General features: G+C 65.5%; 24 protein-coding genes and 1 tRNA gene. 8 read left to right on the plus strand and 17 right to left on the minus strand.

Features of this window, described 5'->3' with window-relative positions; translation table 11 throughout:
• Positions 1–175 precede the first annotated feature (175 nt).
• Complete coding sequence (locus EA346_RS09635; RefSeq protein ID WP_296757987.1) at positions 176–583, minus strand: Hsp20/alpha crystallin family protein; 408 nt, start codon at positions 581–583, stop codon at positions 176–178.
• A 14-nt stretch (positions 584–597) separates the two neighbouring features.
• Entirely contained in the window at positions 598–1035 is a 438-nt protein-coding gene (locus EA346_RS09640) for an Hsp20/alpha crystallin family protein (RefSeq protein ID WP_296757989.1), read from the minus strand.
• Between the two features lie 312 nt (positions 1036–1347).
• Here EA346_RS09640 and EA346_RS09645 point away from each other — a divergent pair, with 312 nt between their 5' ends.
• Positions 1348–2301, plus strand: coding sequence for a DnaJ C-terminal domain-containing protein (locus EA346_RS09645; RefSeq protein ID WP_296757990.1), 954 nt, complete (start codon positions 1348–1350; stop codon positions 2299–2301).
• Between the two features lie 2 nt (positions 2302–2303).
• Entirely contained in the window at positions 2304–2612 is a 309-nt protein-coding gene (locus tag EA346_RS09650; RefSeq protein ID WP_296758022.1) for a chaperone modulator CbpM, read from the plus strand.
• A 137-nt stretch (positions 2613–2749) separates the two neighbouring features.
• Here the strand turns inward: EA346_RS09650 and EA346_RS09655 are convergent.
• The 7 genes from EA346_RS09655 to EA346_RS09685 all read right to left on the minus strand — a co-directional run bounded on the left by EA346_RS09655 (position 2750) and on the right by EA346_RS09685 (position 9427).
• Positions 2750–2840: transfer RNA gene (locus EA346_RS09655), tRNA-Ser, on the minus strand.
• Between the two features lie 130 nt (positions 2841–2970).
• Entirely contained in the window at positions 2971–3183 is a 213-nt protein-coding gene (gene csrA, locus EA346_RS09660; protein WP_296758023.1) for a carbon storage regulator CsrA, read from the minus strand.
• A gap of 77 nt (positions 3184–3260) precedes the next feature.
• The gene (locus tag EA346_RS09665; RefSeq protein WP_296758025.1) at positions 3261–4499 is read right to left on the minus strand and encodes an aspartate kinase; all 1239 of its coding nucleotides are present in this window, start codon (positions 4497–4499) and stop codon (positions 3261–3263) included.
• A 124-nt stretch (positions 4500–4623) separates the two neighbouring features.
• Entirely contained in the window at positions 4624–7239 is a 2616-nt protein-coding gene (gene alaS / locus EA346_RS09670; RefSeq protein ID WP_296758026.1) for an alanine--tRNA ligase, read from the minus strand.
• A gap of 75 nt (positions 7240–7314) precedes the next feature.
• Positions 7315–7791 (minus strand): regulatory protein RecX, encoded by a 477-nt coding sequence (locus EA346_RS09675; protein WP_296758028.1) that lies wholly within the window; start codon positions 7789–7791, stop codon positions 7315–7317.
• Positions 7763–8794, minus strand: a complete 1032-nt coding sequence (gene recA / locus EA346_RS09680; protein ID WP_296758029.1) for a recombinase RecA — start codon at positions 8792–8794, stop codon at positions 7763–7765. Before recA ends, EA346_RS09675 begins: the two co-directional genes overlap by 29 nt.
• Positions 8795–8929: 135 nt before the next feature.
• Complete coding sequence (locus EA346_RS09685) at positions 8930–9427, minus strand: CinA family protein (RefSeq protein ID WP_296758032.1); 498 nt, start codon at positions 9425–9427, stop codon at positions 8930–8932.
• Between the two features lie 169 nt (positions 9428–9596).
• Between EA346_RS09685 and mutS the strand changes: the two genes are divergently transcribed.
• Both mutS and fdxA read left to right on the plus strand, forming a co-directional pair.
• Positions 9597–12167, plus strand: coding sequence for a DNA mismatch repair protein MutS (gene mutS / locus EA346_RS09690; protein ID WP_296758035.1), 2571 nt, complete (start codon positions 9597–9599; stop codon positions 12165–12167).
• A gap of 130 nt (positions 12168–12297) precedes the next feature.
• A complete protein-coding gene (gene fdxA / locus EA346_RS09695) occupies positions 12298–12621 on the plus strand; it encodes a ferredoxin FdxA (protein WP_296758038.1) in 324 nt (107 codons plus the stop codon).
• A 108-nt stretch (positions 12622–12729) separates the two neighbouring features.
• On the opposite strand, the gene EA346_RS09700 is transcribed toward fdxA, so the two are convergent.
• Positions 12730–13224, minus strand: coding sequence for a DUF1249 domain-containing protein (locus EA346_RS09700; protein WP_296758101.1), 495 nt, complete (start codon positions 13222–13224; stop codon positions 12730–12732).
• Positions 13225–13408: 184 nt separating this feature from the next.
• Here EA346_RS09700 and EA346_RS09705 point away from each other — a divergent pair, with 184 nt between their 5' ends.
• The gene (locus EA346_RS09705) at positions 13409–15043 is read left to right on the plus strand and encodes an alpha-D-glucose phosphate-specific phosphoglucomutase (RefSeq protein WP_296758040.1); all 1635 of its coding nucleotides are present in this window, start codon (positions 13409–13411) and stop codon (positions 15041–15043) included.
• Between the two features lie 10 nt (positions 15044–15053).
• On the opposite strand, the gene EA346_RS09710 is transcribed toward EA346_RS09705, so the two are convergent.
• The 6 genes from EA346_RS09710 to sdhC all read right to left on the minus strand — a co-directional run bounded on the left by EA346_RS09710 (position 15054) and on the right by sdhC (position 19485).
• Complete coding sequence (locus EA346_RS09710) at positions 15054–15998, minus strand: NifU family protein (RefSeq protein WP_296758043.1); 945 nt, start codon at positions 15996–15998, stop codon at positions 15054–15056.
• The gene (locus EA346_RS09715; RefSeq protein ID WP_296758103.1) at positions 15952–16206 is read right to left on the minus strand and encodes a succinate dehydrogenase assembly factor 2; all 255 of its coding nucleotides are present in this window, start codon (positions 16204–16206) and stop codon (positions 15952–15954) included. The genes EA346_RS09710 and EA346_RS09715 overlap by 47 nt, the downstream gene beginning before the upstream one ends.
• Positions 16207–16237: 31 nt before the next feature.
• The gene (locus tag EA346_RS09720; protein WP_296758045.1) at positions 16238–16939 is read right to left on the minus strand and encodes a succinate dehydrogenase iron-sulfur subunit; all 702 of its coding nucleotides are present in this window, start codon (positions 16937–16939) and stop codon (positions 16238–16240) included.
• Positions 16940–17012: 73 nt separating this feature from the next.
• Positions 17013–18776, minus strand: a complete 1764-nt coding sequence (sdhA, locus tag EA346_RS09725; RefSeq protein ID WP_296758049.1) for a succinate dehydrogenase flavoprotein subunit — start codon at positions 18774–18776, stop codon at positions 17013–17015.
• Complete coding sequence (sdhD, locus tag EA346_RS09730; RefSeq protein ID WP_296758052.1) at positions 18773–19111, minus strand: succinate dehydrogenase, hydrophobic membrane anchor protein; 339 nt, start codon at positions 19109–19111, stop codon at positions 18773–18775. Before sdhD ends, sdhA begins: the two co-directional genes overlap by 4 nt.
• The gene (gene sdhC, locus EA346_RS09735) at positions 19108–19485 is read right to left on the minus strand and encodes a succinate dehydrogenase, cytochrome b556 subunit (protein ID WP_296758054.1); all 378 of its coding nucleotides are present in this window, start codon (positions 19483–19485) and stop codon (positions 19108–19110) included. Before sdhC ends, sdhD begins: the two co-directional genes overlap by 4 nt.
• Positions 19486–19599: 114 nt before the next feature.
• Here sdhC and EA346_RS09740 point away from each other — a divergent pair, with 114 nt between their 5' ends.
• From EA346_RS09740 to fusA, 3 genes are all read left to right on the plus strand, one after another.
• Entirely contained in the window at positions 19600–20649 is a 1050-nt protein-coding gene (locus EA346_RS09740) for a folate-binding protein (RefSeq protein ID WP_296758055.1), read from the plus strand.
• A 5-nt stretch (positions 20650–20654) separates the two neighbouring features.
• Positions 20655–20819 (plus strand): hypothetical protein, encoded by a 165-nt coding sequence (locus tag EA346_RS09745; RefSeq protein WP_296758057.1) that lies wholly within the window; start codon positions 20655–20657, stop codon positions 20817–20819.
• A gap of 156 nt (positions 20820–20975) precedes the next feature.
• Positions 20976–23024 carry an elongation factor G gene (gene fusA / locus EA346_RS09750; protein ID WP_296758059.1) on the plus strand — a complete coding sequence of 683 codons (2049 nt, stop codon included), beginning with the start codon at positions 20976–20978 and terminating at the stop codon, positions 23022–23024.
• Between the two features lie 136 nt (positions 23025–23160).
• On the opposite strand, the gene EA346_RS09755 is transcribed toward fusA, so the two are convergent.
• Positions 23161–23898, minus strand: a complete 738-nt coding sequence (locus EA346_RS09755) for an HAD-IA family hydrolase (RefSeq protein ID WP_296758060.1) — start codon at positions 23896–23898, stop codon at positions 23161–23163.
• Between the last annotated feature and the right edge of the window lie 268 nt (positions 23899–24166).

Below are 24166 nucleotides of genomic sequence, written 5' to 3' on the forward strand. Positions count from 1 at the left end.
TCGGTGCCGCCGCCGACCAGCCGCACCGGGTGAAATACAAGCGCCTGGCGTCCTAGTGGGCCATGCGGAATGCGGGGGTCAGTGAATCGCGGCCCCCCTGGCTTCCCTGCCAGCCGGGGCCCCGATAGCGGCGGCAAGCCGCCGCACTCCATACGGCCCTTTGGGCCGGTCCTGGCTACGCCACCTCCACCTCGATACGCTTGGGCTGGGCGTGCTCGGCCTTCGGTATGCGCAGGGTCAACACGCCGTTGCGAAATTCGGCGCTGACCTTCTCGGTGTCCAGTTCCCTGGAAAGGGTGAACACCCGCCGGTACCGGCCCAGGCTCACCTCGGCATGCGTGGCCTCCATGCCCTCAGGCATCTCGACGTCCAGCTCGCCCTCGATGGTCAGGGTCTCGGCCTCGACGTGGAGTTGCAGCTTGTCTTTGGGCACACCCGGCAGATCCGCATACAGGATGATTCCGGTGGCATCCTCGATCACATCGACCGGGGGCGTCAACGCGGCCTCGGTGCGGGCGGGTGCGTCTTCCTGCCGGGCGACTTTTGAGCCTTCCTGTTTGGCAACTTTGGTCTGTTCGTTCATGGCGCGATCCTCCGTCACTGAATGCTGATGCGTCGTGGCTGCGCGGTCTCGCGGCGCTGGATGCTGATGTGCAGCACACCGTCACGATAGCGGGCGGAAACCTTTTCCGGGTCTGCATCCTCGGGCAGCGTCACGACCCGGCGGAATGCCCCTGTGAACCGCTCTTCGATATGCACGTTGGCCTTGACGTCCTGCCCTGGCAGATCGGATGTGCGTGCGCCGGCTACGGTCAGCACCCCCTTCTCCAGTGTCACTTCGATACTGGCCGGATCAATGCCCGGTGCAAAAGCGTAGATCTCGACGGACTGCGGCGTACCCCCGACGTTCATCGCCGGAAAGCCGCCGCGGGCGAGCCCACGTATGCTGGGTGAGAAAGCAAAGGCCTGGTTCATCTCCCGCTGCAGGCGATCGAGCTCCGAGAACATATCGGGCGAAAACAATGCACGGTACATGATGGGTTCCTCCATTGGTTGCACAGGGCATCAGCTGCACGACGCCCTAATACGTGGCGATCTGACTGGCAAGATCTCGATGCGGAGCACGCCGCAGGATGTGTACAGCTGGCAGGACTGATTCAATCCCCCTTCGCCAGCATAGACAAGGCGTGTAAGTACCCTGCCCTGCATGGCCGCGCTGCCCCGCATTCGGGTCCTGCAGGTACTATCATGGGGGTTCGGTCGGCCCGTTCAATACCTTGAAATCCGCGACCGGCGCTACTATCACGATTCCAGGGCGCGTCCAGCGCCTGCAGCGAAGGAGTCCGCATGGAATTCAAGGACTATTACAAGACCCTCGGCGTGGCGCGGGACGCCACGGTGCAGGACATCAAGAAGGCCTTCCGCAAGCTCGCCCGCAAGTACCACCCGGACGTATCGAAGGAACCCGATGCCGAGGCCCGGATGCAGGAGTTGAACGAGGCCTACGCGGTGCTCTCCGACCCCGAGAAACGTGCCGCCTATGACCAGCTCGGGCGCGGCCATCAGCCCGGCGAGGAATTCCGGCCGCCACCGGACTGGGATGCCGGCTACGAGTTTTCGGGCCGCGGCTTCTCTCCCTCCGAGGAGGCCGCCTTCAGCGATTTCTTCTCCGAACTGTTCGGACACATGGGTGGCGCCCGGGGTCGCTACCACACCGGGGGCGCCGAGTTCCGTGCGCGAGGCGAGGATCACCACGCCAAGGTGTTGCTGGCACTCGAGGATGCCTTCGAGGGCGCCACGCGGCAGATTTCGCTGCGCGTACCCCGGCTGGATTCCGAAGGCCGTGTCGTCGTCGATACCCGCACCCTGAACGTGCGGATCCCGAAAGGCGTGCACGAAGGACAGATCATTCGCCTCGCCGGCCAGGGCTCGCCCGGGATTGGCGGCGGCCCCGCGGGCGATCTGCTGCTGGAGGTCCATTTCCGTCCGCACCCCCGTTTCCGCCCCGATGGCCGCGATCTGCACATGACCCTGCCGGTCACCCCCTGGGAGGCGGCTTTGGGCGCGGTGATCCCGGTGGATCTTCCCAGCGGCAGCGTCAAGGTCCGCATCCCCGAAAACGCCCAGAGTGGGCGCCAGTTGCGCGTACGCGGCAAGGGCATCCCGGGAAGCCCGTCCGGTGACCTGCTGCTGGAGATCCAGGTGGTGCTGCCTTCCCCCGACGACCCGAAGGCGCGAAGGCTCTATGAGCAGATGGCGCGCGAAATCCCCTTCGATCCGCGCCGCAACCAGAGGGCATGATCATGCGCGACGACGACATCCTGACCGGCAGCCTGCTCGACGAAAGCTGGCTGACCCTCGAACAGATCGCCGCGGCCTGCACCGTGGAGCCACGGTGGCTGGAACGCCATATCAAGGAAGGACTCTTCCCCCACACCGAGTGCGTGGCCGGGACCTGGCGCATCACCGCCCTCCATCTGCGTCGCGCGCGGCGCATGCGGGAGATCGAGCGGGTGTTCGACGCCGAACCGGAACTGGCTGCCCTGGTCGCGGATCTGCTGGAGGAGATGGACGAGCTGCATTCCCGGCTGCGTCGAGCGGGACTGGAGTGACACCCGTGGCGGCAAGCCGCGTCGCTCCACAGGCACTGCGCGCCGGTGCAGTCGAACCATCGTGTTGGATATCGAGGGTTCGAACCTGGCTTCATCGGACATGAAAAAGGGGCCCTTTGTGGCCCCTTTTTCATGACTGGCGGAGAGAGAGGGATTCGAACCCTCGATGGGCTTTTGACCCATACTCCCTTAGCAGGGGAGCGCCTTCGACCACTCGGCCATCTCTCCGAAACAGGTCGCAAAGAATACGGGGTCCAGGGGCAAATGGGAAGACCGTGTCGGCTCGCATGAGCCGGAACCCCGTGGATTTTCCGATGAAGGAAGCCGGACGCCGGTGCGCCCTTCCCGGCCGTACCTTTTAACTGTTACTGGGCTCGGGGTCCTGGTCCGCCGATCCCGGGGCCCGGTTTTCGCGCTGGATGCGCTCGTAGATCTCCTCACGATGCACGGCGACATCCTGGGGGGCGTTGATGCCAATGCGCACCTGGTTCCCCTTCACACCCAGCACGGTGACGGAAATCTCCTCACCGATCATCAGGGTCTCGCCCACGCGTCGAGTCAAAATGAGCATGCCTTTCTCCACAGTACCTGTGTCGGACGGTATCGGTCGCCCGGTTGCCGTTGCTTCCCGCTGTATGCGTAAATCGCTCAGCTTGCTGATGGACCTGCCGGTTCTCGCTCAAGTTCAAAGGTATCGTGCAATGTGCGGACTCCCAGCTCCATGTACTTCTCGTCCACCACCACCGAAATCTTGATCTCCGAGGTCGAAATCATCCGGATGTTGATCGATTCCTTCGCCAGGGCCTTGAACATGCGGCTGGCGATACCCGCATGCGAGCGCATCCCGACCCCGACCACCGAGATCTTCGCAATCTTGGTGTCACCGGAGACCTGCCGCGCGCCCACGCCTTGGGCCACTTTCTGCAGAACCTCCATGGCCTTCTCGTAATCGTTCCTGTTCACGGTGAAAGTGAAGTCGGTGGTACCGTCACCGCCGATGTTCTGAACGATCATGTCCACTTCGATGTTTGCGTCCGCGATCGGGCCAAGGATGCCGTAGGCGACGCCGGGCTGGTCCGGCACCCCCTGGATCGTCAACTGGGCCTCGTTCTGCGTGAACGCGATACCTGCCACCAACGCCTGCTCCACGCGTCCCTCCTCGGTTGTGATGAGCGTCCCCGGGCCTTCCTCGAACGAGGACAGAACCCGCAGGGGCACATTGTATTTGCCGGCGAACTCCACCGACCGGATCTGCAACACCTTGGAACCCAGGCTGGCCATTTCCAGCATCTCCTCGAAGGTGATGCGCTCCAGGCGCCGGGCGTGCTTGACCACCCGAGGATCGGTCGTATAGACACCGTCCACGTCGGTGTAGATCCGACACTCGTCGGCCTTCAGGGCCGCGGCCAATGCCACCGCCGTCGTGTCCGATCCGCCACGTCCGAGTGTGGTGATCGCGCCTTCCTCGTCGACACCCTGGAATCCGGCGACCACCACGACGCGCCCGGCGTCCAGATCGCCACGGATACGCACGTCGTCGATGCTGCGGATCCGCGCCTTGTTGTGCATGCTGTCGGTCAGGATCCGGACCTGCCCACCCGTGTAGGAACGCGCGGGGCAGCCGCGCGACTCCAGGGCCATCGACAGCAGGGCGATGGTGACCTGTTCGCCGGTGGACAACAGCACATCGAGCTCGCGCCCCTCCGACCGCGGCTGTATTTCACGGGCGAGGCCCATCAGCCGATCGGTCTCGCCACTCATCGCGGAGACCACGACGATCAGCGCGTGGCCCTCGCCGCGCAGGCGCAGCACGCGCTCAGCGACGTTCTTGATGCGCTCGGGACTCCCGACGGAAGTGCCACCGAATTTCAGTACCAGCAGGGACATGACTATCTCGAAACTCCGTTAAGCGCGGATGGGGGACAGGGTGTGCGCGGGGAACGACATGTCGGGCTCGATCTGGGTAATCATACCCATTGGATTCTTTGCCGTCTGCCCATGCGCCTCGAAATCATCCTTGAATGCGCTCGCGCACCCAATCCTCCACCGAGGCCAGCGCGGCCTGCAGTTTCTCCGCCTCCTGCCCCCCGGCCATCGCCATGTCCGGGCGGCCGCCGCCGCGACCACCGACCTGGGCGGCGACAAAGCCCACGAGATCACCCGCCTTGACCAGGCCAACCTCGCCCTTGGTCACACCCGCGACCAGACTCACCTTGCCTTCGGGCGTCGTGGTACCCAGCACCACGACGCCGGCACCGAGCTTCTGCTTCAACTGATCGACCATGTCACGCAGGGCCTTGGGTTCCACGCCGGGAACCTCTCCAGCCAGTACCTTCAGCGGTCCCACCGCCACCGCCTGGCTCGCGAGGTCGCTCCCTGCCTGGCTCGCGAGCCGCCCCCGGAGCGCGGACAGTTCCTTTTCCAGTTCGCGGTTACGTTCCAGCAGTGTCTGGACCTTTTCGGGAACCTCGCTCCGGCTGCCACGAACAAGCCCGGCGACGGCGTCCAGCGTCTCGACCTGGCGATCCATCCATGCCAGCGCGACAGCCCCGGCCACGGCTTCGATCCGGCGGATGCCCGCCGCCACCCCACCCTCGGACACGATGCGGAAGGCGCCGATGTCACCGGTGCGGTCGACGTGGGTACCGCCGCAGAGTTCGGTGGAGGAACCGATGTTCAGCACGCGCACCTGCGCACCGTACTTTTCGCCGAAAAGTGCGACCGCTCCAGAAGAAAGCGCGGTTTCGATGTCCATCAGGCGCGTGTCGGTCGCCTGGTTGGCAAGGATCTCCGCGTTCACCTGTGCCTCGATGCTGCGCAGCTGTTCCTGCGTGACCGGTTCGAAATGCGCAAAATCGAAACGCAGCCGTTCGGCGTCCACCAGCGATCCCTTCTGTTGGATATGGGAACCCAGCTGGTCCCGCAGCGCCTTGTGCAGCAGGTGCGTCGCCGAGTGATGACGCCGGATCGCATCCCGCCGGGGTCCGGCAACGGAGGCGCGGACGCGCAAGCCCTTCTCGATCCGGCCGGCCCGCACCTGGCCCACGTGCAGATGGGCTTCACCCTGCTTGCGCGTGTCCTGAACGTCGAAGCGGATGCCCGAGGCCATCAACGAACCCACGTCGCCCACCTGACCGCCGGACTCGGCGTAAAAGGGTGTGCGGTCCAGGACCACCACGCCCGTCTCGCCCAGGTCCAGCGCATCGACCAATTCACCATCCCGCAACAGCGCGACGACCTCGCCCTCTTCCTCCAGCCGGTCATAGCCGCAAAATTCCGTAACGACTTCCAGTTCCTGGCTGCCGACCGTCCCCGCGCTGAAGTGGCTGGCCGCACGCGCGCGACTGCGCTGCGCGTCCATCGCCGCATCGAAGCCTTCGAGATCCAGCGTCAGGCCGCGTTCCCGGGCGATGTCGCCCGTCAGGTCGACCGGGAAACCGTAGGTATCGTAGAGCAGGAAGATGGTATCCCCGGGAATCGTGGAACCCTCCAGCCGGGCCAGGTCGTCTTCGAGGATACGGACGCCTTTTTCAAGGGTTTCCAGAAACTTCATCTCCTCTTTTCTGAGGACATGCTGCAGATTCCCCTGCGCCTCGCCAAGCTCCGGGTAGGCATCTCCCATAACCGAAACCAGCGCAGGGATCAGGCGGTAGAGAAAGGCCTCATCGCAGCCGAGCTTGTGGCCGTGACGCGCGGCACGCCGGATGACCCGCCGCAGTACGTAACCGCGGCCTTCGTTGCCCGGCATCACCCCGTCATTGATCAGGAACGCGATCGCGCGGATGTGATCCGCAATGACCCGCAGCGACGCCGACTCCAGATCCTTCGTGCCGACGATGTCGGCGGCGGCCTGGATGAGGTCCTGGAACAGGTCGATCTCGTAGTTCGAATGCACGCCCTGCAGCACCGCCGCAAGACGTTCCAGCCCCATGCCGGTGTCCACCGAGGGATGTGGCAAGGGGGTCAGAACGCCTTCGCTGTCACGATCGTACTGCATGAAGACGAGATTCCAGATCTCGATGTAACGGTCACCGTCCTCCTCGGGCGTGCCCGGGAGCCCGCCCGGCACGCCGGGACCGTGGTCGTAAAAGATCTCGGTGCTCGGCCCGCAGGGGCCGGTGTCACCCATCTGCCAGAAGTTGTCGGACCCGCCGCCGGCCTTGTCACCGATCCGGATCACACGCTCCGGCGCAAGGCCGATCTCGTTCACCCAGATCGCGTAGGCGTCGTCGTCCGTTTCGTACACGGTGACCCACAACTTGTCCGTCGGAATTTCGATGGTCTTGGTCAGGAACTCCCAGGCATAGGCGATCGCGTCCTGCTTGAAATAGTCGCCGAAACTGAAGTTGCCAAGCATCTCGAAGAAGGTGTGGTGACGTGCCGTATACCCCACGTTCTCGAGATCATTGTGTTTACCGCCGGCGCGCACGCAACGCTGGCTGCTCGCAGCGCGGGTGTACGGCCGCTTCTCGCGTCCAAGGAACACATCCTTGAACTGCACCATGCCCGAATTGGTGAACAGCAGGGTGGGGTCGTTGCCGGGGACCAGTGGGCTGGACGGCACCTCGACATGCCCCTTGCGGACAAAGAAATCGAGAAAACTCCGGCGGATGTCGGCGCTTTTCATTGAGGCCTGATACATGTGTTGCGGAAAAGCACAGAATACCACGCACATGTAACACCTGCGCGCATTTCACCCCGGTTACTGCACGCTTTTGCTCCATTCCGCGACAGCCGCACTGGCCACGCCGGAGGCAAAACCGCGCTGGGTCAGATGGCGCATCATGCGTGCCCTTGCGGCGGAAGTTGCCGGTGCTTCGGCGAAGTGCCGGCGGGCCTGTGCGAGTGCCTGAACGCACCAGTCGACACCAAGATCCGCCAGTGCCTGATCGACCACCGCGCGCTCCATACCGTGCTGCTTGAGTTCGGCGCGGATGCGCAGGTCGCCGTAGCCCTGGCCGGCACGATGCCGCGCGAGGGAACCGGCAAACCGTGCGTCGCTCAGATATCCCGCAACGCGCAGCCGCTCCAGCGCGGGTCCGATCGACGCTCTGGTGAAACCACGCTGTTCCAGTTTGCGTGTGAGTTCGAGCCCACTGTGCTCACGGCGTGCGAGCAGCCGGAGGCCGGCCGCGTACGCCTCCTCCGGTTCATCCCTCGGCGCTGACCGGCTCTGCACTGGCTTTCTGACGCGAAGGCATGTAGTGGGCCCGCAGCTTCTGCTCGATTTCCGCCGCAAGGTCCGGATGTTCCTTCAGGAACTGTCGGGCGTTTTCCCTGCCCTGACCGATGCGTTCGCCGTTGTAGCTGTACCACGCACCAGCCTTGTCGATCAGCCCTTCCTTGACCCCGAGTTCGATCACCTCGCCAAGCCGCGAGATTCCCTCGCCATACAGGATCTCGAAGTGGGCCTCCTTGAACGGCGGCGCCATCTTGTTCTTCACCACCTTGACCCGGGTCTCGTTGCCGATGACCTCGTCGCCGCGCTTGATCGCGCCGATGCGGCGAATGTCCATCCGAACCGAGGCGTAGAATTTCAGCGCATTGCCGCCGGTGGTCGTCTCGGGGCTTCCGAACATGACGCCGATCTTCATGCGAATCTGGTTGATGAAGATCACCAAAGTGTTTGAACGCTGGATGTTCGCGGTCAATTTCCTCAGGGCCTGCGACATCAGGCGCGCCTGCAGTCCGACGTGAGTGTCGCCCATCTCGCCCTCGATCTCGGCCTTGGGGGTCAGGGCGGCCACGGAATCCACCACGACCACATCCACCGCCCCGCTGCGGACCAGCATGTCAGCGATTTCCAGAGCCTGTTCGCCGGTATCCGGCTGCGAGATCAGCAGTTCATCGACCTTGACCCCGAGCTTCTGGGCGTAACCCGGATCCAGTGCGTGCTCGGCGTCGATGAAGGCCGCGGTGCCACCCAGTTTCTGGCACTCGGCGACCACGTGCAGGGTCAGCGTGGTCTTGCCCGAGGACTCCGGCCCGTAGATCTCGACGACCCGCCCGCGCGGTACCCCGCCGATCCCCAAGGCCACGTCCAGCGCCAGTGAACCGGTGGAAATGACCTCGACATCCCGTACGGCGGTTCCGTCGCCCATGCGCATCACCGCGCCCTTGCCGAACTGCCTTTCGATCTGCCCCAACGCAGCGGCAAGCGCCTTCTTGCGATTCTCGTCCACACTATCCTCCTTGGTGTTCTTCAGCCGGTCCAATCGCGCCGGAGTATCCCATAACGGGCGCGTCCAGCCCAAGCAGGCGTACGGAGCGTCCGGTCCCTGCCGGCAGGGGTGGGACTCCCTCGATGCCGGCGGCGATCAATCCGACGCGAGCTCGTGATCGAGCAGCTGCTGCAGCCCCCAGCGCACGGCGGCACGCCGGATCTCGGCGCGGTCTCCCGAGAACATCTGGCGTGCCGTGCGGCAATCGCGCTCGCGTTCCGCCCAGGCAAACCAGACCAGCCCGACCGGCTTGTCCGCGGTGCCGCCGCCTGGACCGGCGATCCCGGTGACGGCAACCGCCAGATCCGCCCCACTGTGCTCCAGGGCGCCACGGGCCATCGCTGCAGCCACAGCCTCGCTGACCGCGCCCCAACGATGGATCAGATCGGACGGAACGCTCAGCAGGCGCGTCTTGGACGCGTTGCTGTAGGTCACCCAACCGCACTCGTACCACTCCGAACTGCCAGCGACCTCGGTCAGGGCATGCGCCATGCCGCCGCCGGTACAGGACTCGGCGGTACACAGCCGCCGGCTCCGTTCCAGCAAACGCTGCCGGAGTGCAGCGACAAGATCGTCCAATGGTTCCGTCATCATCCATCCCTCCGAACCCCGAGATCCTGAAACGGGCCGACATGCCCCCGACGCTGACCGCGCGCTTCAGGCAGGATACGCATTCCCCTCCGGTCGCAACAAGCAGATCACCGCAGGCCCGTGCGAGCCCGGCCGCTGCCCTATACTCCCCGTTTTGCCCACCGCGAGCGCCATGGACCCCTTGTCAGCTCACACCCCGATGATGCAGCAATACCTCCGGATCAAGGCGGAGCATCCGGATACCCTGCTGCTGTACCGCATGGGCGATTTCTACGAGCTGTTTTACGCCGACGCCCAGCGCGCCGCGCAGCTGCTCGACATCACGTTGACACGGCGTGGGGAGTCCGCGGGCCAGCCGATCCCGATGGCCGGCATTCCGGTGCACACTCTCGAGAGTTACCTCGCGCGGCTGTTGAAGAAGGGCGAGGCCGTGGCGATCTGCGAGCAGACCGGCGAGGTCGGTGTCGGCAAAGGGCCGGTGCAGCGCGAGGTCGTGCGCATCGTCACGCCAGGCACGATCTCCGAGGAGGCGCTGCTTGACGCCCGCGAGGTCAACCTGATCGTTGCCCTGTGCCCCGGCGCCAGCAATTCCGACCCGGGTGCGGTCGGCCTCGGCATCCTCGAGTTTGCCAGCGGCCGCTTCAGCGTGACCGAGGTCGCGGCAGGCGAACCGCTCGCCGCCGAACTCGCCCGTCTGAGCCCGGTGGAGTGCCTGGTCCCCGAGGGTCTCGGTGCCGGGCTTCCGGACGGTCAGCGGTTCCCGGACTGGCATTTCGACCCGGTGTCCGCCCGACGGGTGCTGACCGCGCACTTCGGGACCCGGGACCTCGCAGGCTTCGGCTGTGACGACCTCCCCCTGGGGCTGGCGGCGGCCGGCGCGCTGCTGGCCTACGTACAGACCCGTTATCGCGGCGAACTGGGGCACATCACCGGCCTCCGCCGGGAGATGCGTGGCGATACCCTGCAGCTCGATGCCGCAACCCGGCAGAACCTGGAATTGAACCGGACGCTGTCAGGCCGGCGCGAGGGCAGTCTGATCGCTCTGCTCGACTGCAGCCGCACCGCCATGGGCTCGCGCCTGCTCAGCCGCTGGCTGAACCAGCCGCTACGTGACCGCGAAGGCATCCGTCGACGCCACGGCGTGGTGCAGGAACTCCTGGACGGCGGCCAGCACCGCGGACTGCGCCGGCATCTCTCCGGATTCGCGGACTGCGAGCGCATCATCAGCCGCATCGCGCTCGGCAGTGCGCGGCCCCGGGATCTGGCTGCCCTGCTCCACGGCCTGCAGCGGCTTCCGGAACTCCATGCCGGTCTCCCCGGGGAGGACACGTCAGCCCTGCTTGCCGAGATCCGCGACCGGCTGGCCCCGCGTGCCGAACTGGCCCACCTCCTCGACCGGGCCCTGGAGGAGCAACCGCCGCTGCGCCTCAGCGACGGCGGCGTGATCCGCCCGGGCTTCGACCCGGAACTGGACCGCCTGCGCGGCCTGCAGGCTGACGCCGACCAGTTCCTGCGTGAACTGGAGGTCCGCGAACGCGAGGCCACGGGGCTTGCGCAGCTGCGCGTCGCCTACAACCGTGTCCACGGTTACTACATCGAGATCGCCCGCAGCCTGTCCGACCGTGTTCCGGCACGCTTTGTCCGGCGCCAGACCCTGAAGAACGCAGAACGCTACACCACCGAGGAACTGAAGCAGTTCGAGGACGAGATCCTCTCGGCCCGTGACCGCGCCCTGAACCTGGAGCGCGAGCTCTTCGAACGGCTCCTGGGCAGTCTGCGCGAGACGATCGCAACGTTGCGTGAATTCTCCGATGCGGTCGCCGAACTCGATGTCTTCTGCGCGCTGGCCGATAGCGCCGAACGCCTGGACTGGGCCTGCCCGGTGATGCCTGCGGAACCGGGCATCCTGATCGAAGCAGGACGGCATCCGGTGGTGGAGGCCGCCCTGCGGGAGCCCTTCGTTCCCAACGACGTTCGCCTGGATCCCGAGACGAGGCGGCTGCTGGTGATCACCGGCCCGAACATGGGCGGCAAGTCCACCTACATGCGCCAGACGGCGCTGATCGTGATCCTGGCCTGCATGGGCAGCTTCATTCCCGCACGCAATGCCCGGATCGGCCCGGTGGACCGCATCTTCACCCGCATCGGCGCGTCGGACGATCTGGCATCGGGCCGCTCGACCTTCATGGTCGAGATGACCGAGGCTGCGAACATCCTGCACAACGCCGGGCCGGAAAGCCTGGTGCTGATGGACGAGATCGGGCGCGGCACCAGTACCTTCGACGGGCTGGCGCTGGCTCTGGCCTGCGCGGAACGGTTGGCGCGACACAATCGCTCGCTGACCCTGTTCGCCACCCATTATTTCGAGCTGACCACATTGGCCGAACGCCAGCGCGGGGTGGCCAACGTACATACCGATGCCATCGAGCACCGGGATACCGTCGTCTTTCTCCACCAGGTCCAGGAAGGGCCGGCCAACCAGAGCTACGGGCTGCAGGTGGCCGCACTCGCCGGTGTCCCGGCGGCGGTCCTGAAGCGCGCCCGCGCGCACCTGGCCGAACTCGAGGCCCGCGCGCTCGCGGCCGGGGAGCAGCCGCAACTCGGACTGTTCACGCAGGCGCCGCCGCCTCCCGACCCGGGACCCGGCGAGTCGTTGCTAGCCGAACTGCGCGAGCTCAACCCGGACGAATTGACTCCGCGCGAGGCCCTCGACGCCCTCTACCGGCTCCGGGAAAAGCTGTGAAGAGTGCTCGTATCGACGCATCCGGGGTCGGCTTTGCGCCAAAGCGCGTAAGTGTTAGCGCCCACCAACCCCCTTGGCGTTAGAATGCAGCGGCGAATTTCACCGATGGATTGCCGAAACGGAGAATCAGATGACCTACGTCGTTCTTGAAAACTGCATCAAGTGCAAATACACGGACTGCGTCGAAGTCTGCCCGGTGGACTGTTTCCACGAGGGCCCGAACTTCCTGGTGATCGATCCCGATGAATGCATCGATTGCACGCTGTGCGAACCGGAATGTCCCGCGGAGGCCATCGTTCCGGAAGACGATGTCCCGGAGGGACAGGAGGCTTTCATCGAACTGAATGCCGAACTGTCGCGCTCCTGGCCGGTGATCACGACGCGCAAGGAGGCGCCGCCGGACGCCGACGAGTGGGACGGCAAACCCGACAAGCTTCAATATCTCGAGCGCTGACGGCGCGCGATACCGTTGCGAGCGCTCATGGGGAGGGACTGTGTGGCTGCGGGGACGCGTATCCCCAGACTGGCACCGCCAGTCACTCGCCCTTGCGGCTGACGCGCATCAAACCAGGGGGTCGACCAGCGGCAGACTCGCCGTCGTGTCCCGGACCCGAAACTGGTGGCCCTGCGTCAGGCAGAAACCCAGCCACTTGAACAGGAACCGGTTGTGGCGCCAGCGGCAGGCCAGTCCGGAGACGCCCGCCATGGCGTCCACCGTCAGGTCTTCGCCGCGGCGCCGGCAATACCGGCCCACGACCTCCGCCTGGCGGGCATCGTGAAACATCCGGATGATCATGTCCGGCTGACGCCGTACCCGCTCGCCGAACCCAAACGCGTAGCTCAGGCGCAGTCTGGTCGTGTAGGGCGTACGTTCGACGACCGTCAGGTGCAGATCGGAAGCACCCGCCACGCGGGAGACCTGCTCCCCCTTCATCGCATCCAGGTCGGGACACAGGCGCCGCAGACGCAGGTAGTTGCTCTCGTACAGTTCCATCAGCGCCGCAAACGTGACGTAGCGCGGATTCAGGTGGGTCGGCAATGGGCGTTCCAGGATCATGGCGCGCAGTGTACTGCGTCCAACCGGTACAGGCACAATGAGTCCCTGATTCGTATCCGGTCAACTTGCAGCGAGCCGGATCGTACATTTCCGACGAGACACTCCGATCGGATTCTGCTACCTTCAGCCACAACGGTTGCCCGCCTTCCTCACCGCCCGCCCAGGCCAGGGACTTGAAGCGAACATGGAAATCAGCGTCGTCTCGACCCGCCCGTTCACGGATCAGAAGCCCGGCACCTCGGGAGTACGCAAGCAGGTTTCCCGCTTCCGAAAGCCCCACTATCTCGAGAATTTCGTCCAGAGCATCTTCGACAGCCAGAAGGCTCTTGCCGGTGCCGAACTGATCCTCGGCGGAGACGGACGGTTCTTCAATCGGGAAGCGGTCCAGATCATCCTGCGCATGGCGATGGCGAACCAGGTCCGCAAGGTCACCGTCGGCTGTGGCGGCATCCTGTCCACGCCCGCCGCGAGCCACCTGATCCGCACCCGCCGTGCGGGGGGCGGCATCGTTCTCTCGGCCAGCCACAACCCGGGCGGTCCGAAAGGCGATTTCGGCATCAAGTTCAACGTCGCCAATGGCGGGCCGGCACCGGAATCGGTCACCAGTGCCATCCACGCGGCCAGTCTCGAGATCACACACTACCGGATCGCGCGGGCGCCGCACGTCGATATCGATCATGTCGGGCACCAGAAGCTGGGCGAGATGGAGGTCGAGGTCGTGGACCCGGTCACCGACTACGCCAACCTGATGGAATCGCTGTTCGATTTCGCGGCCATGCGCGCACTGGTCGGGTCGGGCGGATTCAGCATGCGCTTCGACGCCATGCACGCCGTCACCGGGCCCTACGCCATCCAGATCCTCGAGGAACGCCTCGGCGCAGCGCCCGGCACCGTGATGCGCAAGGAACCCCTCGCCGATTTCGGTGGGCGCCATCCCGACCCCAACCTGAGCCACGCCCGCGAACTCGGCGAGCTCATGTTCGGGCGCGATGCGCCTGACTTCGGCGCTGCGTCGGACGGCGACGGGGACCGCAACATGATCCTCGGCCGCGGCTTCTTCGTCAGCCCCAGCGACAGCCTGGCGGTGATGGCCGCAAATGCCCACCTGATCCCGGCCTACCGCGACGGGCTCAAGGGCGTTGCCCGCAGCATGCCGACCAGCCAGGCGATCGACGCCGTGGCGGAGGCCCTGGGCATCCCCTGCTACGAGACCCCCACCGGCTGGAAATTCTTCGGCAACCTGCTCGACGACGGACGCATCACGCTCTGCGGCGAGGAGAGCTTCGGCACCAGCTCCGATCACGTGCGCGAGAAGGACGGTCTGTGGGCCGTTCTCTTCTGGCTGAACCTGATCGCGGCGCGGGGCCAGCCGGTCACCGAGATCGTCCGGGATCACTGGCAGCGCTTCGGACGCCATTACTACACCCGGCACGACTTCGAGGAGATCGAGAGCGAGCGTGCCGAGGCCCTGATGGACCGCCTGCGCGCAGCCCTGCCGTCACTGCCGGGGCAGCAGTTCGGCGCCCTGCAGGTGCGCGCCGCCGACGACTTCAGCTACAGCGACCCGGTGGACGGCAGCGTGAGTTCCGGCCAGGGACTGCGCATTCTGTTCGAGGACGGCGCGCGCATCGTGTTCCGGCTCTCGGGCACCGGAACCCACGGCGCGACCCTGCGGGTGTATCTGGAACGTCACGAGACCCGGCCCGATCAGCTCGACGAAGACACGCAGGCGGCCTTGGCCCCGCTGATCGAGCTGGCGGAAGAAATTGCCGACATCCGGAACCAGACCGGCAAGGACGCGCCGGACGTGATCACCTGAGTCCGACCGGTCAGAACGTGTTCGCAACGCGTTCCACGCCGGGGGCCCGCGCACGGACCAGACGCTCGACGACGTTCTTGAGGTCCAGCGTGGAACGCGGACAGCCCACGCAGGCACCCTTCAGACGCACCTGCACCGTGCGTCCATCGAGGCCCACGTATTCGATGTCACCGCCGTCCTGCTGCAGGATCCGGCGCGCCTCCTCCACCGCCTGACGCACCGCCGCCTCGTCGATCGGACCCTCGGCGGGCTCATCGAGCGCCTGGCGCTGCGCGAAGGTCTGTGCGCGGTCCAGGCGCAGGGCCAACTCGGGATCGACGGCCTCGATCGCGTCCAGTTCATCCTCGGTGTAGACGTGTTCCGGATCGTCACTGAGCAGATGATCGACCGCGGCCATGTCCCGGGGCGTATTCATGGGCTGCGCTCCGCGCTTGGTCAGGGCGGCGAGTATACCAACGGCCCGCTGCGCGCCCTCCTGAAGCCGCGCGGTCAGGCCGGGTTTGTCGTCTGCCTCCGGCGGCCAGCGCAGGCGCACCCGCAGGCGGCGGAAGTCCTCCGGGTCCAGCCGCCACCAGGGCAGCCACAGCACCTGGACCGTTCCCGTGTCCGCGACGCCGCAGACCAGCACGACCATCCGGGCCCCCACGCGGCTGTCTCCCGAGACCCGGATGCCGGTCCGCTGTTCATGACGCAGCCCCTCGCGCGTCGCCAGCCACCACTGTCCCTCGGTATCACAGCCCAGCCAGTCCCAACGGGGGCCGCGCAGACGCACGGACCAGGCCACGGCAAAAAGGGAGAGGATCAGCGTCAGCAGCGCGGGGATCCAGCCGCTGTACGCCAGTGCGTAGAGCACCACGCCGGCCGCCACCGCGAACAGCCCCAGCGCCGCCAGCGGCGGCAGGAAGGGGTCATGCCTCAGGGCGATCCGCAGTGGCGGCGCGGATGAGCGGGACAAGGCGGGCTATGCCCGAATCCACCGTCGCCTGGCGCCCCAGCACCAGGTCCAGCAAAAGATTGTCGGGGTAGCCCAGCAAGCGTTCGAAGGCATCGCGACCCTCCTGGTCAAGACTGTCATATCCATGATCGAGAAAACGGCCCAGCAGCAGGTCATTTTCCAGCATGCCCCGACGACAGCGCCAGCGCGTGCGGGTGTCGGGCATCACCATCGCAGCCCGCCTCCGTGTTCGACCGCGATCACACCGAGCGCTTGATCATGGTCCTGCGGATGTCGCCGATCGCCTTCGAGGGATTCAGGCCCTTCGGACACACCTGCGTGCAGTTCATGATGCCGTGGCAGCGATAGAGACGGTAGGCGTCGTCGAGACGCTCGAGCCGGTGCTCGGTGGCCTGGTCGCGGCTGTCCTCGATAAAGCGCGCGGCCTGCAGCAGCGCCGCCGGTCCCAGGAAGCGGTCCGGGTTCCACCAATAGGAGGGGCAGGACGCCGAGCAGCAGCCGCAGAGGATGCACTCGTACAGCCCGTCGAGGCGGTCGCGATCCTCCGGGGACTGCAGGCGCTCGACCTCGGGCTCCGGCGAGTCGTTGATCAGCCAGGGCTCCGCCTCACGGTACTGGCGGTAGAAGTTGTCCATATCGACGATCAGGTCACGGATCACCGGCATGCCCGGGAACGGGCGCAGCACCACGGGCGCCTTCAGATTCGCAAGCGGCATGATGCAGGCAAGCCCATTGGTACCGTTGACGTTCATCCCGTCGCTGCCACAGACACCGTGCTGACACGAGCGCCGGAAGCCGAGGCTGTCGTCCTGCTCCTTCAGCAGCAGCAGGGCGTCCAGCAGCATCATGCCGGGTTCGACCTGGTCGTCGGGCAGCGTGAACGACTGCATGTAGGGTGCGCTGTCGGTGTCGGGATTGAACCGGTAGATCGAAAATTCCATCCGCAAGCCTCCTGGGGGCACGCAACCAACGACTGGCTAAAAGCCAAAAACTAAAAGCTAAAACCCAAACCTGTCAGTAAACCCGCTTTTTCGGCGGGAAGGATTCGACCGTCACCGGCTGAGTACGCACCGGCTTGTAGTCCATCGAATCGTCGAGCAGCGAATAAAGCGAGTGTTTCAGCCAGCGCTCGTCGTCCCGTTCGGGAAAGTCGACCCGGCTGTGTGCGCCACGGCTCTCTTCCCGGCCCAGTGCCGAGCACATCGTGGCCATTGCACAGTCCATCAGGTTCTCGAGTTCCATCGCCTCGATCCGCGCGGTGTTGAAGGTCTGCGTGTGGTCCCGGATCACCGCGTTTTCGATCCGTTCGCGAAGCACGCGCAGCTTGTCCACACCCTCCTGCATCACCTCGGCGGTGCGGAATACGCCGCAGTGGTCCTCCATGACCTTGCGCAACTCCCGCCGCAGCGGCTCCACCGCCTCCCCGTCGCCCTTGCGCTCCCAGCGCGAAAGGCGTTCCAGGGCCTGGTCCACCGACGCCTGGGGCAATGGACGGTGATAGCGGTTTTCCTTCAGGAAATCGAGGATGTGGTTGGCCGCCGCACGGCCGAACACCAGGATGTCGAGCAGGGAATTGCCACCCAGCCGGTTCGCGCCGTGCACCGAGACGCAGGCGGCCTCGCCCGCGGCGTAGAGCCCTGGCACCGGGTCCTCCGGCGTATCCTTGACCGGAACCACGACCTGGCCATCGCGGTTGGTGGGGATGCCACCCATGCTGTAGTGACACGTCGGAAAGACGGCAATGGGTTTCTCGATGGGATCGACGCCGAGAAAGGTCATGCTCATCTCGCGGATGCCCGGGAGCTTCTTCATGATCGTGTCGGTGCCGAGGTGGCGCATATCCAGAAGGACGTGATCCTTGTTCTTGCCGCAGCCCCGACCCTCGCGTATTTCGATTGCGATCGCACGGCTGACCACGTCGCGGGATGCGAGGTCCTTTGCCTGCGGCGCGTAGCGCTCCATGAAGCGCTCACCCTCACCGTTGATCAGGAAGCCGCCCTCGCCGCGCACGCCCTCGGTGATCAGCATCCCGCGACCGGCGATTCCGGTCGGGTGAAACTGCACGAATTCCATGTCTTCCAGCGGCACACCCGCGCGCAGGGCCATGGCCATGCCATCGCCGGTGTTGCTCAGGGCGTTGGTGTTGGTGCGAAAGATCTGCCCCGCGCCGCCGGTGGCGATCAGCGTCGTCTTGGCCTCGATCACGATCGGCTCACCGCTCAGGATCTCGAAGGCCACCACGCCAAGCACATAGCCTGCTTCGTCCTTGATCAGGTCGATCGCGAAGTACTCGTCGAAGAAATGTGTGCGCGCGCGAAGGTTCTGCTGGTACAGCGAGTGCAGGATCGCATGACCGGTCCGGTCCGCGGCGGCACAGGTCCGTGCCGCCTGTTCCTTGCCGAAATTCTGGCTCTGTCCACCGAAGGCCCGCTGGTAGATCCCGCCATTGTCCAGCCGTGAGAACGGCACACCGAAGTGCTCCAGTTCGTAGACGACCTTCGGGGCGGCCCGGCACATGTACTCGATCGCATCCTGGTCCCCGAGATAGTCGGAGCCCTTGATGGTGTCGAACATGTGCCAGTGCCAGGAGTCCGGCAGAACGTTGGCCAGCGCGGCATTCACACCGCCCTGCGCGGCGACAGTGTGCGAGCGCGTCGGAAACACCTTGGAGACGACCGCGACACGGGCGTCGGCGTTGGACAACTGCAGTGCGGCGCGCAGACCGGCGCCGCCGGCCCCGATGATCAGGGCATCGAACTTCCGCGTGGTGAGTTTCATGTCAGTGCCGCCTCGATCAGGATCCACAGTGCCCAGAAGCCGAGCAGCAGAAACGCCACTGCCACGGCCACCAGGGCCGTCAGCCGCACGGACACGGGTCGCACGTAATCGATGATCACGTCGCGCAGCCCGATCCAGGCGTGCAGCAGCATCAGAAGGATGAACGCCACGGTCGCCAGCCAGACCACCGGATGCGTGACCAGGGCAACCCAGGCACCGTGATCGGCGGGGGGCCTCGCCAGCAGGACCGCGATTGCGAGGAAGACGTAGAGTCCGGCATAGATCGCGGTAACCCGTTGCAGCAACCAGGCGCGCTGCCCGCTCAGCAAACTCATAGGAACATCACCCAGAGCAGGACCGCGGCGACCACCCCGGCGATCAACGCAGACCAGGCCGTCTGCCGCCCGCCCTCACGCGTCTCGCCGATGCCGATCTCCACAAGCAGGAACCGGATTCCCACGAAGAAATGATGCATCAGAAGCCACAGCCAGACGAGCAGCAGGAACAATCCAATCGGGTGTCGAAGCACGTCCACGGCCTGGGCGAACCCCCCGGGATCCGCAAGCGAACGACCGAAAAGCCACAAAACCAGAGGGATTGAAAGAATGAGCAGAACCCCGGTGACACGGTGGAGAATGGAAACCAAGGCATTGACGGGAAGGCTGATCTTGGTTAGATCCAGGAAGACCGGACGCGCCTGACTGGGCATGCATTTCTCCTCTTCGTCACGGGTGCCGTGGGACTAACTGACGCCCGTTGATCTGTTCGTCTACTATGGCCGGGGTTGGTTCCACAGTATAGCCACACCGCGAGGAAGCAAGCGATGCGCGACGACTGGAAAAGACACCTGATCGATGTAGGCGCCGAGTTCGAAGGCGACCTGCTGCGGGATTTCGGCAACGCCGAGCGCGAACGGCGCGTGGCGGTCAATGGCGATGTGATCTGCGATCTTTCGCACCGGGGCCTGCTCGAGGTACGGGGCAAGGATGCGCAGTCCTTTCTGCAGGGACAATTCGGCAATGACATCCGCGAGGTCAGTGAGACCCGCTCCCAGCTCTCCAGCTTCTCCAGCCCGAAGGGGCGTGCCTACGCCGTTTTCCGGGTCATGCTGGACCGCGACGCCTACTTGCTGGAGATGAATCCGGAGCCGGTGGAAACCGTGCGCAAGCGGCTGGCGATGTTCGTGATGCGGGCCGAGGTGGTGATCGAGAACGCGGAAGACTCCCGCATCCGCTTCGGCCTGTCCGGGCCCACGGCGGAGCAGCAACTCGCCGATACCCTCGGCGCCTTTCCCAAGGAAGTCAACGACGTACTGAGCCGCAAGGGCGTCAGCGTGGTTCGGGTGCAGCACATGGTGCACCCGCGCTTCGAGTTCGCCGGCGAGATCGATGCCTGCCGGTCGCTCTGGAACGACCTGAACGTGCACAGTGCGCCGGTGGGACCCGAGGGCTGGCGCCTGCTGGACATCCTCGCGGGGGTGCCGACCATCTACCCGGAGACCAGCGAGACGTTCGTCCCGCAGATGGTCAACCTGCACGCCCTGAACGGGATCAGTTTCAAAAAGGGCTGTTACCCGGGGCAGGAGGTGGTGGCGCGCATGCATTATCTCGGCAAGCTGAAGCGGCGGATGTTCCGGTTGGCCATCGAGGGGCAGGAGCGCCCGCTGCCGGGCAGCCCCGTCTACCGCGCCAGTGGCGAGCCGGGCCAGCCCGACGGCGAAATCGTGGATGCGGTCATGCACCCTGACGGCCTCTACGCCGCGCTGGCGGTGGTGCAGATCGCCGCATCCGAGGAACCGCTTCGCTGGAGCAGCCCCGACGGCTCCGCCGCGCACGTGATTCCCCTTCCCTACACGATCCCCGGGAGTGCCTGAGAACCATGCGTTTCCTGTTCTTCTTTGTCGTATTGATCCTTCTGTCGCTTTGGGCCGCCTTCTTCAGCCGACCCAACAACCGGAAGCTCTCGAATATCCTTTACGTGATCGCCGGCGTGCTCTCCCTGCTGTTCGTGATCGGCTACCTGCGCCTCGACGGCTATTTCTGACGTGCGGGCGTGCGGTTAGCCCGCGCCATCGGTCCGGCTCCGGGGCTCTCCATCGGCGCTTTCTCCCCATCGATGTACCGGGGAAGCGCCGTTCCCGTTGTCAGCGCATGAGCGACACGCCAGAATTCGCCTCATTCATCCAAACGGAAGCGTCTGATGACTCCGACCGCAGTACACGACATTCGTAATGTCGCCCTCCTAGGCCACGCCGGCAGCGGCAAGACCACCCTGCTGGAGGCCCTTCTCGCGGCCACCGGGGAAATCAAGACCCCCGGGCAGGTCGAGCGGGGCGACACGCTGAGCGACCAGGATCCCCTGGAAAAGGCCATGGGGCATTCGCTGAGCACCACCCTCGCCCACATGGAATGGGCCGGGCATTGGATCAATCTCCTGGACACCCCCGGACTGCCGGATCTGCTCGGCCGGGCCCTGCTCGCCCTGCCCGCCGTGGAAACCGCGGCCCTGGTGATCAACGCCTCGGCCGGGATCGAGGCCGTCAGCCGCAAGGTGATGGACGCTGCCGACGACAAATGCCGCATGATCATCGTCAACCGCATCGACGCCGCCGGCGAGGATCTCGGCGAACTCATGCGCAGCATCACCGACAGCTTCGGTCCGGTGTGCCTGCCGATCAACCTGCCGGCCCCGGGTGGTGCCGGCGTGATCGACTGCTTCTTCAATCCCGACGAATCCGCCGCCACCGCATTTTCGAGCGTCGCGGATGCCCACGAAGCGATCGTGGACCAGGTCGTCGAGCTGGACGAGGATCTGATGGCGCGCTACCTGGAACAGGGGCAGTCCCTGGATCCTGAACAGCTGCACGACCCCTTCGAACAGGCGCTGCGCGAGGGTCACCTGATCCCGGTCTGCTTCGTGTCCGCGCAGACCGGTGCCGGAATCCGCGAGCTGCTGGATATCCTCGGGCGCCTGATGCCCGACCCCACCGAGGGCAACCTGCCGCACTTCGTCAAGGGCGAGGGCGCAGCCGCCAAGCCCGTCGAGGTCGTCCCGGACCCGGACCGGCACGTCATCGCCCACGTGTTCCAGGTGCAGAACGACCCCTTCCGCGGCCACCTCGCGCTGTTTCGCATTCACCAGGGCACCGTGACCCCGAACACCCAGCTGTTGATCGGAGATGCCAGAAAGCCGTTCAAGGTTTCCCACCTGCTGCGCCTGCAGGGACGCAACCAGAACGAGACGGCGCGCGGCGTTCCCGGAGACATCTGCGCGGTGGCCCGGGTCGACGAACTCCACCGGGATGCGGTATTGCATGATTCCCATGACGAGGACTACTTCCATCTGGTCCCGCCGCCCTTTCCGAAACCCGTCTTCGGGCTGGCGCTGCTGCCGCGCAAGCACGGTGACGAGCAGAAGCTCTCCGAAGCCCTGCCGCGCATGCTCGACGAGGATCCCTGCCTGGAGGTGGGTTTCGAGCCCCAGACGCGCCAGACTGTGGTCCGCGGCCTGGGGGAACTGCACCTGAAGCTGCTGCTGGATCAGCTCTCGGGGCGCTGGAACCTTCAGCTCGACACCGCGGCGCCCGAGGTGCCGTACCGCGAGACGATCATCGGCTCCGCCGAAGCCCGTTACCGTCACAAGAAGCAGAGTGGCGGTTCCGGGCAGTTCGGCGAGGTCGCGCTGCGCGTGGAACCGTTACCGCGTGGTGCGGGTTTCGATTTCCAGGACGAGGTCAAAGGCGGCGCGATCCCCGGAAACTTCATGAGCGCGGTGCAGAAAGGGGTGATTCAGGCGCTGGAAGACGGTGCCCTGGCCGGTTACCCGATCCAGGATCTGCGCGTGACCGTCTTCGACGGCAAGCACCATGCGGTGGATTCCAACGAAATCTCGTTCTCTCTCGCCGCGAAGCACGCCACGCTCGAGGCTGCGCGAGGCGCCCGGCCGGTGGTGCTGGAACCGCTCGTGAACGTCAGCGTCAAGGCGGCCGACCGTCACTTCGGCGAGATCAGCGCGGAATTCTCCAGCCGACGCGGCCGTGTCACCGGAACGGACAGCCCGAGTCCCGGCTGGACCGAGATCCATGCGCTGGTGCCGCTGGCCGAAATGGACGGCTTCGAGGCCCGGCTGAAGTCGATCTGCGCCGGGGACAGCGAGTTCGTGGTGTCGGGAGGCGACTACGAGCCGGCACCCCACGATGTCCAGACCCGGCTTGCACAGGCCTACAATGGACGTGCCGAGGCGCATTGACGAGCACCCCCGCCATATGGAGTGCGGGAGCTTGCTCCCGCTTTCGGCACCGATCCCGGCCCAGATCCAAAGCGGTGGCAAGCCACCGCACTCCAGAGCCAGCGCTGCCGCTGCCGGGAGCGGGGCGCGGCGCGGGTCACACCCCGGTCATGGCGGGTAGCTCGCGCAGATCCCGGATCACCTTGACGCCGGGCGGAAGCGCTCCGGAACCGTCGTCCCCGTCCCGCTGCAGATGCACCGCAAGCAGGCCGGCGGACAGCGCCCCCTCCGCATCCTCGCTGAGCGAGTCACCCACATGCAGGGCCGCTGACGGCGACAGCCCGAACCGCTGTACTGCGGCATGGAAGATCCCCGCCCCAGGCTTGGCCACCCCCACCTCGGCTGCGATCACGATGGCGTCCACCGCTGCAGTCAGCCCCAGTCCCTCACAAACCGGGAGCAGCCGGGCATCGAAGTTCGAGACGATGGCGAGCCGCAGCCCCCTTCGCCGCAGATCCTCCAGGACCCCTGCCGCCTCCGGATAAGTCTCCCAGACTGACGGATCGGCAAAGACGGCGTAGACCTGATCGAAGAAGTCCGTGAACGACAGGGGTCCCAGCCCCTCCAGCACGCGGGCCACCAGCAGGCGCCACCACTCGCGATCGACGCTGTCATTATAAGTCCGGTCACCGAACCGATAGACGGGCGCAGGCATGGCCGGAAATGCGGTCCTGAACCGTTCCTCAAGTACCTGCGCGAGGTCTTCCCGATCGGGCAGCCCATAGGCCACGGCGATCTCGGCATAGATGGCGCCTACCGATCCCCGCACGCGGAACAGCGTCCCTGCCGCATCGAGGCAGATCAACCGCGGGGGACGATCGGCGAGAATGTTCATGATTGCCGCTGCCGCATTGGTTGGCCAAAACGGGAAATCTCGCTCGGCAACCCGCCTCCAATCGAACCTGTCCCACCTGTCATTGCCGGTGGCGCTTACGGCCCGGAACGGGATCCCGCGGCCCCTGTGAACCGTCCTTCTCCCGCAACACCCGCGGCGTGTTCCTCGCCGCATCGCTGAACAGGAAGCGGCCCGCCAGTACGCACCCCTTCATTCCGGGCTCGCAGGTCCTGCCCAGCACCCGCTGGCATTCACCACGAACTTCGTG

The sequence above is a fragment of the Thioalkalivibrio sp. genome (genome assembly GCF_007692535.1).
Classification (GTDB): Bacteria; Pseudomonadota; Gammaproteobacteria; order Ectothiorhodospirales; family Ectothiorhodospiraceae; genus Thioalkalivibrio.

Excerpts from the sequence above, each read along its gene's own strand:
- EA346_RS09720 (WP_296758045.1), bottom strand. The coding sequence starts at position 16,939 with ATGGAATTTTCGATCTACCGGTTCAATCCCGACACCGACAGCGCACCC.
- fdxA (WP_296758038.1), top strand. The coding sequence starts at position 12,298 with ATGACCTACGTCGTTCTTGAAAACTGCATCAAGTGCAAATACACGGAC.
- sdhD (WP_296758052.1), bottom strand. The coding sequence starts at position 19,111 with ATGAGTTTGCTGAGCGGGCAGCGCGCCTGGTTGCTGCAACGGGTTACC.
- sdhC (WP_296758054.1), bottom strand. The coding sequence starts at position 19,485 with ATGCCCAGTCAGGCGCGTCCGGTCTTCCTGGATCTAACCAAGATCAGC.
- EA346_RS09665 (WP_296758025.1), bottom strand. The coding sequence starts at position 4,499 with ATGTCCCTGCTGGTACTGAAATTCGGTGGCACTTCCGTCGGGAGTCCC.
- csrA (WP_296758023.1), bottom strand. The coding sequence starts at position 3,183 with ATGCTCATTTTGACTCGACGCGTGGGCGAGACCCTGATGATCGGTGAG.
- EA346_RS09645 (WP_296757990.1), top strand. The coding sequence starts at position 1,348 with ATGGAATTCAAGGACTATTACAAGACCCTCGGCGTGGCGCGGGACGCC.
- EA346_RS09745 (WP_296758057.1), top strand. The coding sequence starts at position 20,655 with ATGCGTTTCCTGTTCTTCTTTGTCGTATTGATCCTTCTGTCGCTTTGG.
- sdhA (WP_296758049.1), bottom strand. The coding sequence starts at position 18,776 with ATGAAACTCACCACGCGGAAGTTCGATGCCCTGATCATCGGGGCCGGC.
- EA346_RS09650 (WP_296758022.1), top strand. The coding sequence starts at position 2,304 with ATGCGCGACGACGACATCCTGACCGGCAGCCTGCTCGACGAAAGCTGG.
- mutS (WP_296758035.1), top strand. The coding sequence starts at position 9,597 with ATGGACCCCTTGTCAGCTCACACCCCGATGATGCAGCAATACCTCCGG.
- EA346_RS09705 (WP_296758040.1), top strand. The coding sequence starts at position 13,409 with ATGGAAATCAGCGTCGTCTCGACCCGCCCGTTCACGGATCAGAAGCCC.
- fusA (WP_296758059.1), top strand. The coding sequence starts at position 20,976 with ATGACTCCGACCGCAGTACACGACATTCGTAATGTCGCCCTCCTAGGC.
- EA346_RS09755 (WP_296758060.1), bottom strand. The coding sequence starts at position 23,898 with ATGAACATTCTCGCCGATCGTCCCCCGCGGTTGATCTGCCTCGATGCG.
- EA346_RS09685 (WP_296758032.1), bottom strand. The coding sequence starts at position 9,427 with ATGATGACGGAACCATTGGACGATCTTGTCGCTGCACTCCGGCAGCGT.
- EA346_RS09635 (WP_296757987.1), bottom strand. The coding sequence starts at position 583 with ATGAACGAACAGACCAAAGTTGCCAAACAGGAAGGCTCAAAAGTCGCC.
- EA346_RS09640 (WP_296757989.1), bottom strand. The coding sequence starts at position 1,035 with ATGTACCGTGCATTGTTTTCGCCCGATATGTTCTCGGAGCTCGATCGC.
- EA346_RS09700 (WP_296758101.1), bottom strand. The coding sequence starts at position 13,224 with ATGATCCTGGAACGCCCATTGCCGACCCACCTGAATCCGCGCTACGTC.
- alaS (WP_296758026.1), bottom strand. The coding sequence starts at position 7,239 with ATGAAAAGCGCCGACATCCGCCGGAGTTTTCTCGATTTCTTTGTCCGC.
- EA346_RS09740 (WP_296758055.1), top strand. The coding sequence starts at position 19,600 with ATGCGCGACGACTGGAAAAGACACCTGATCGATGTAGGCGCCGAGTTC.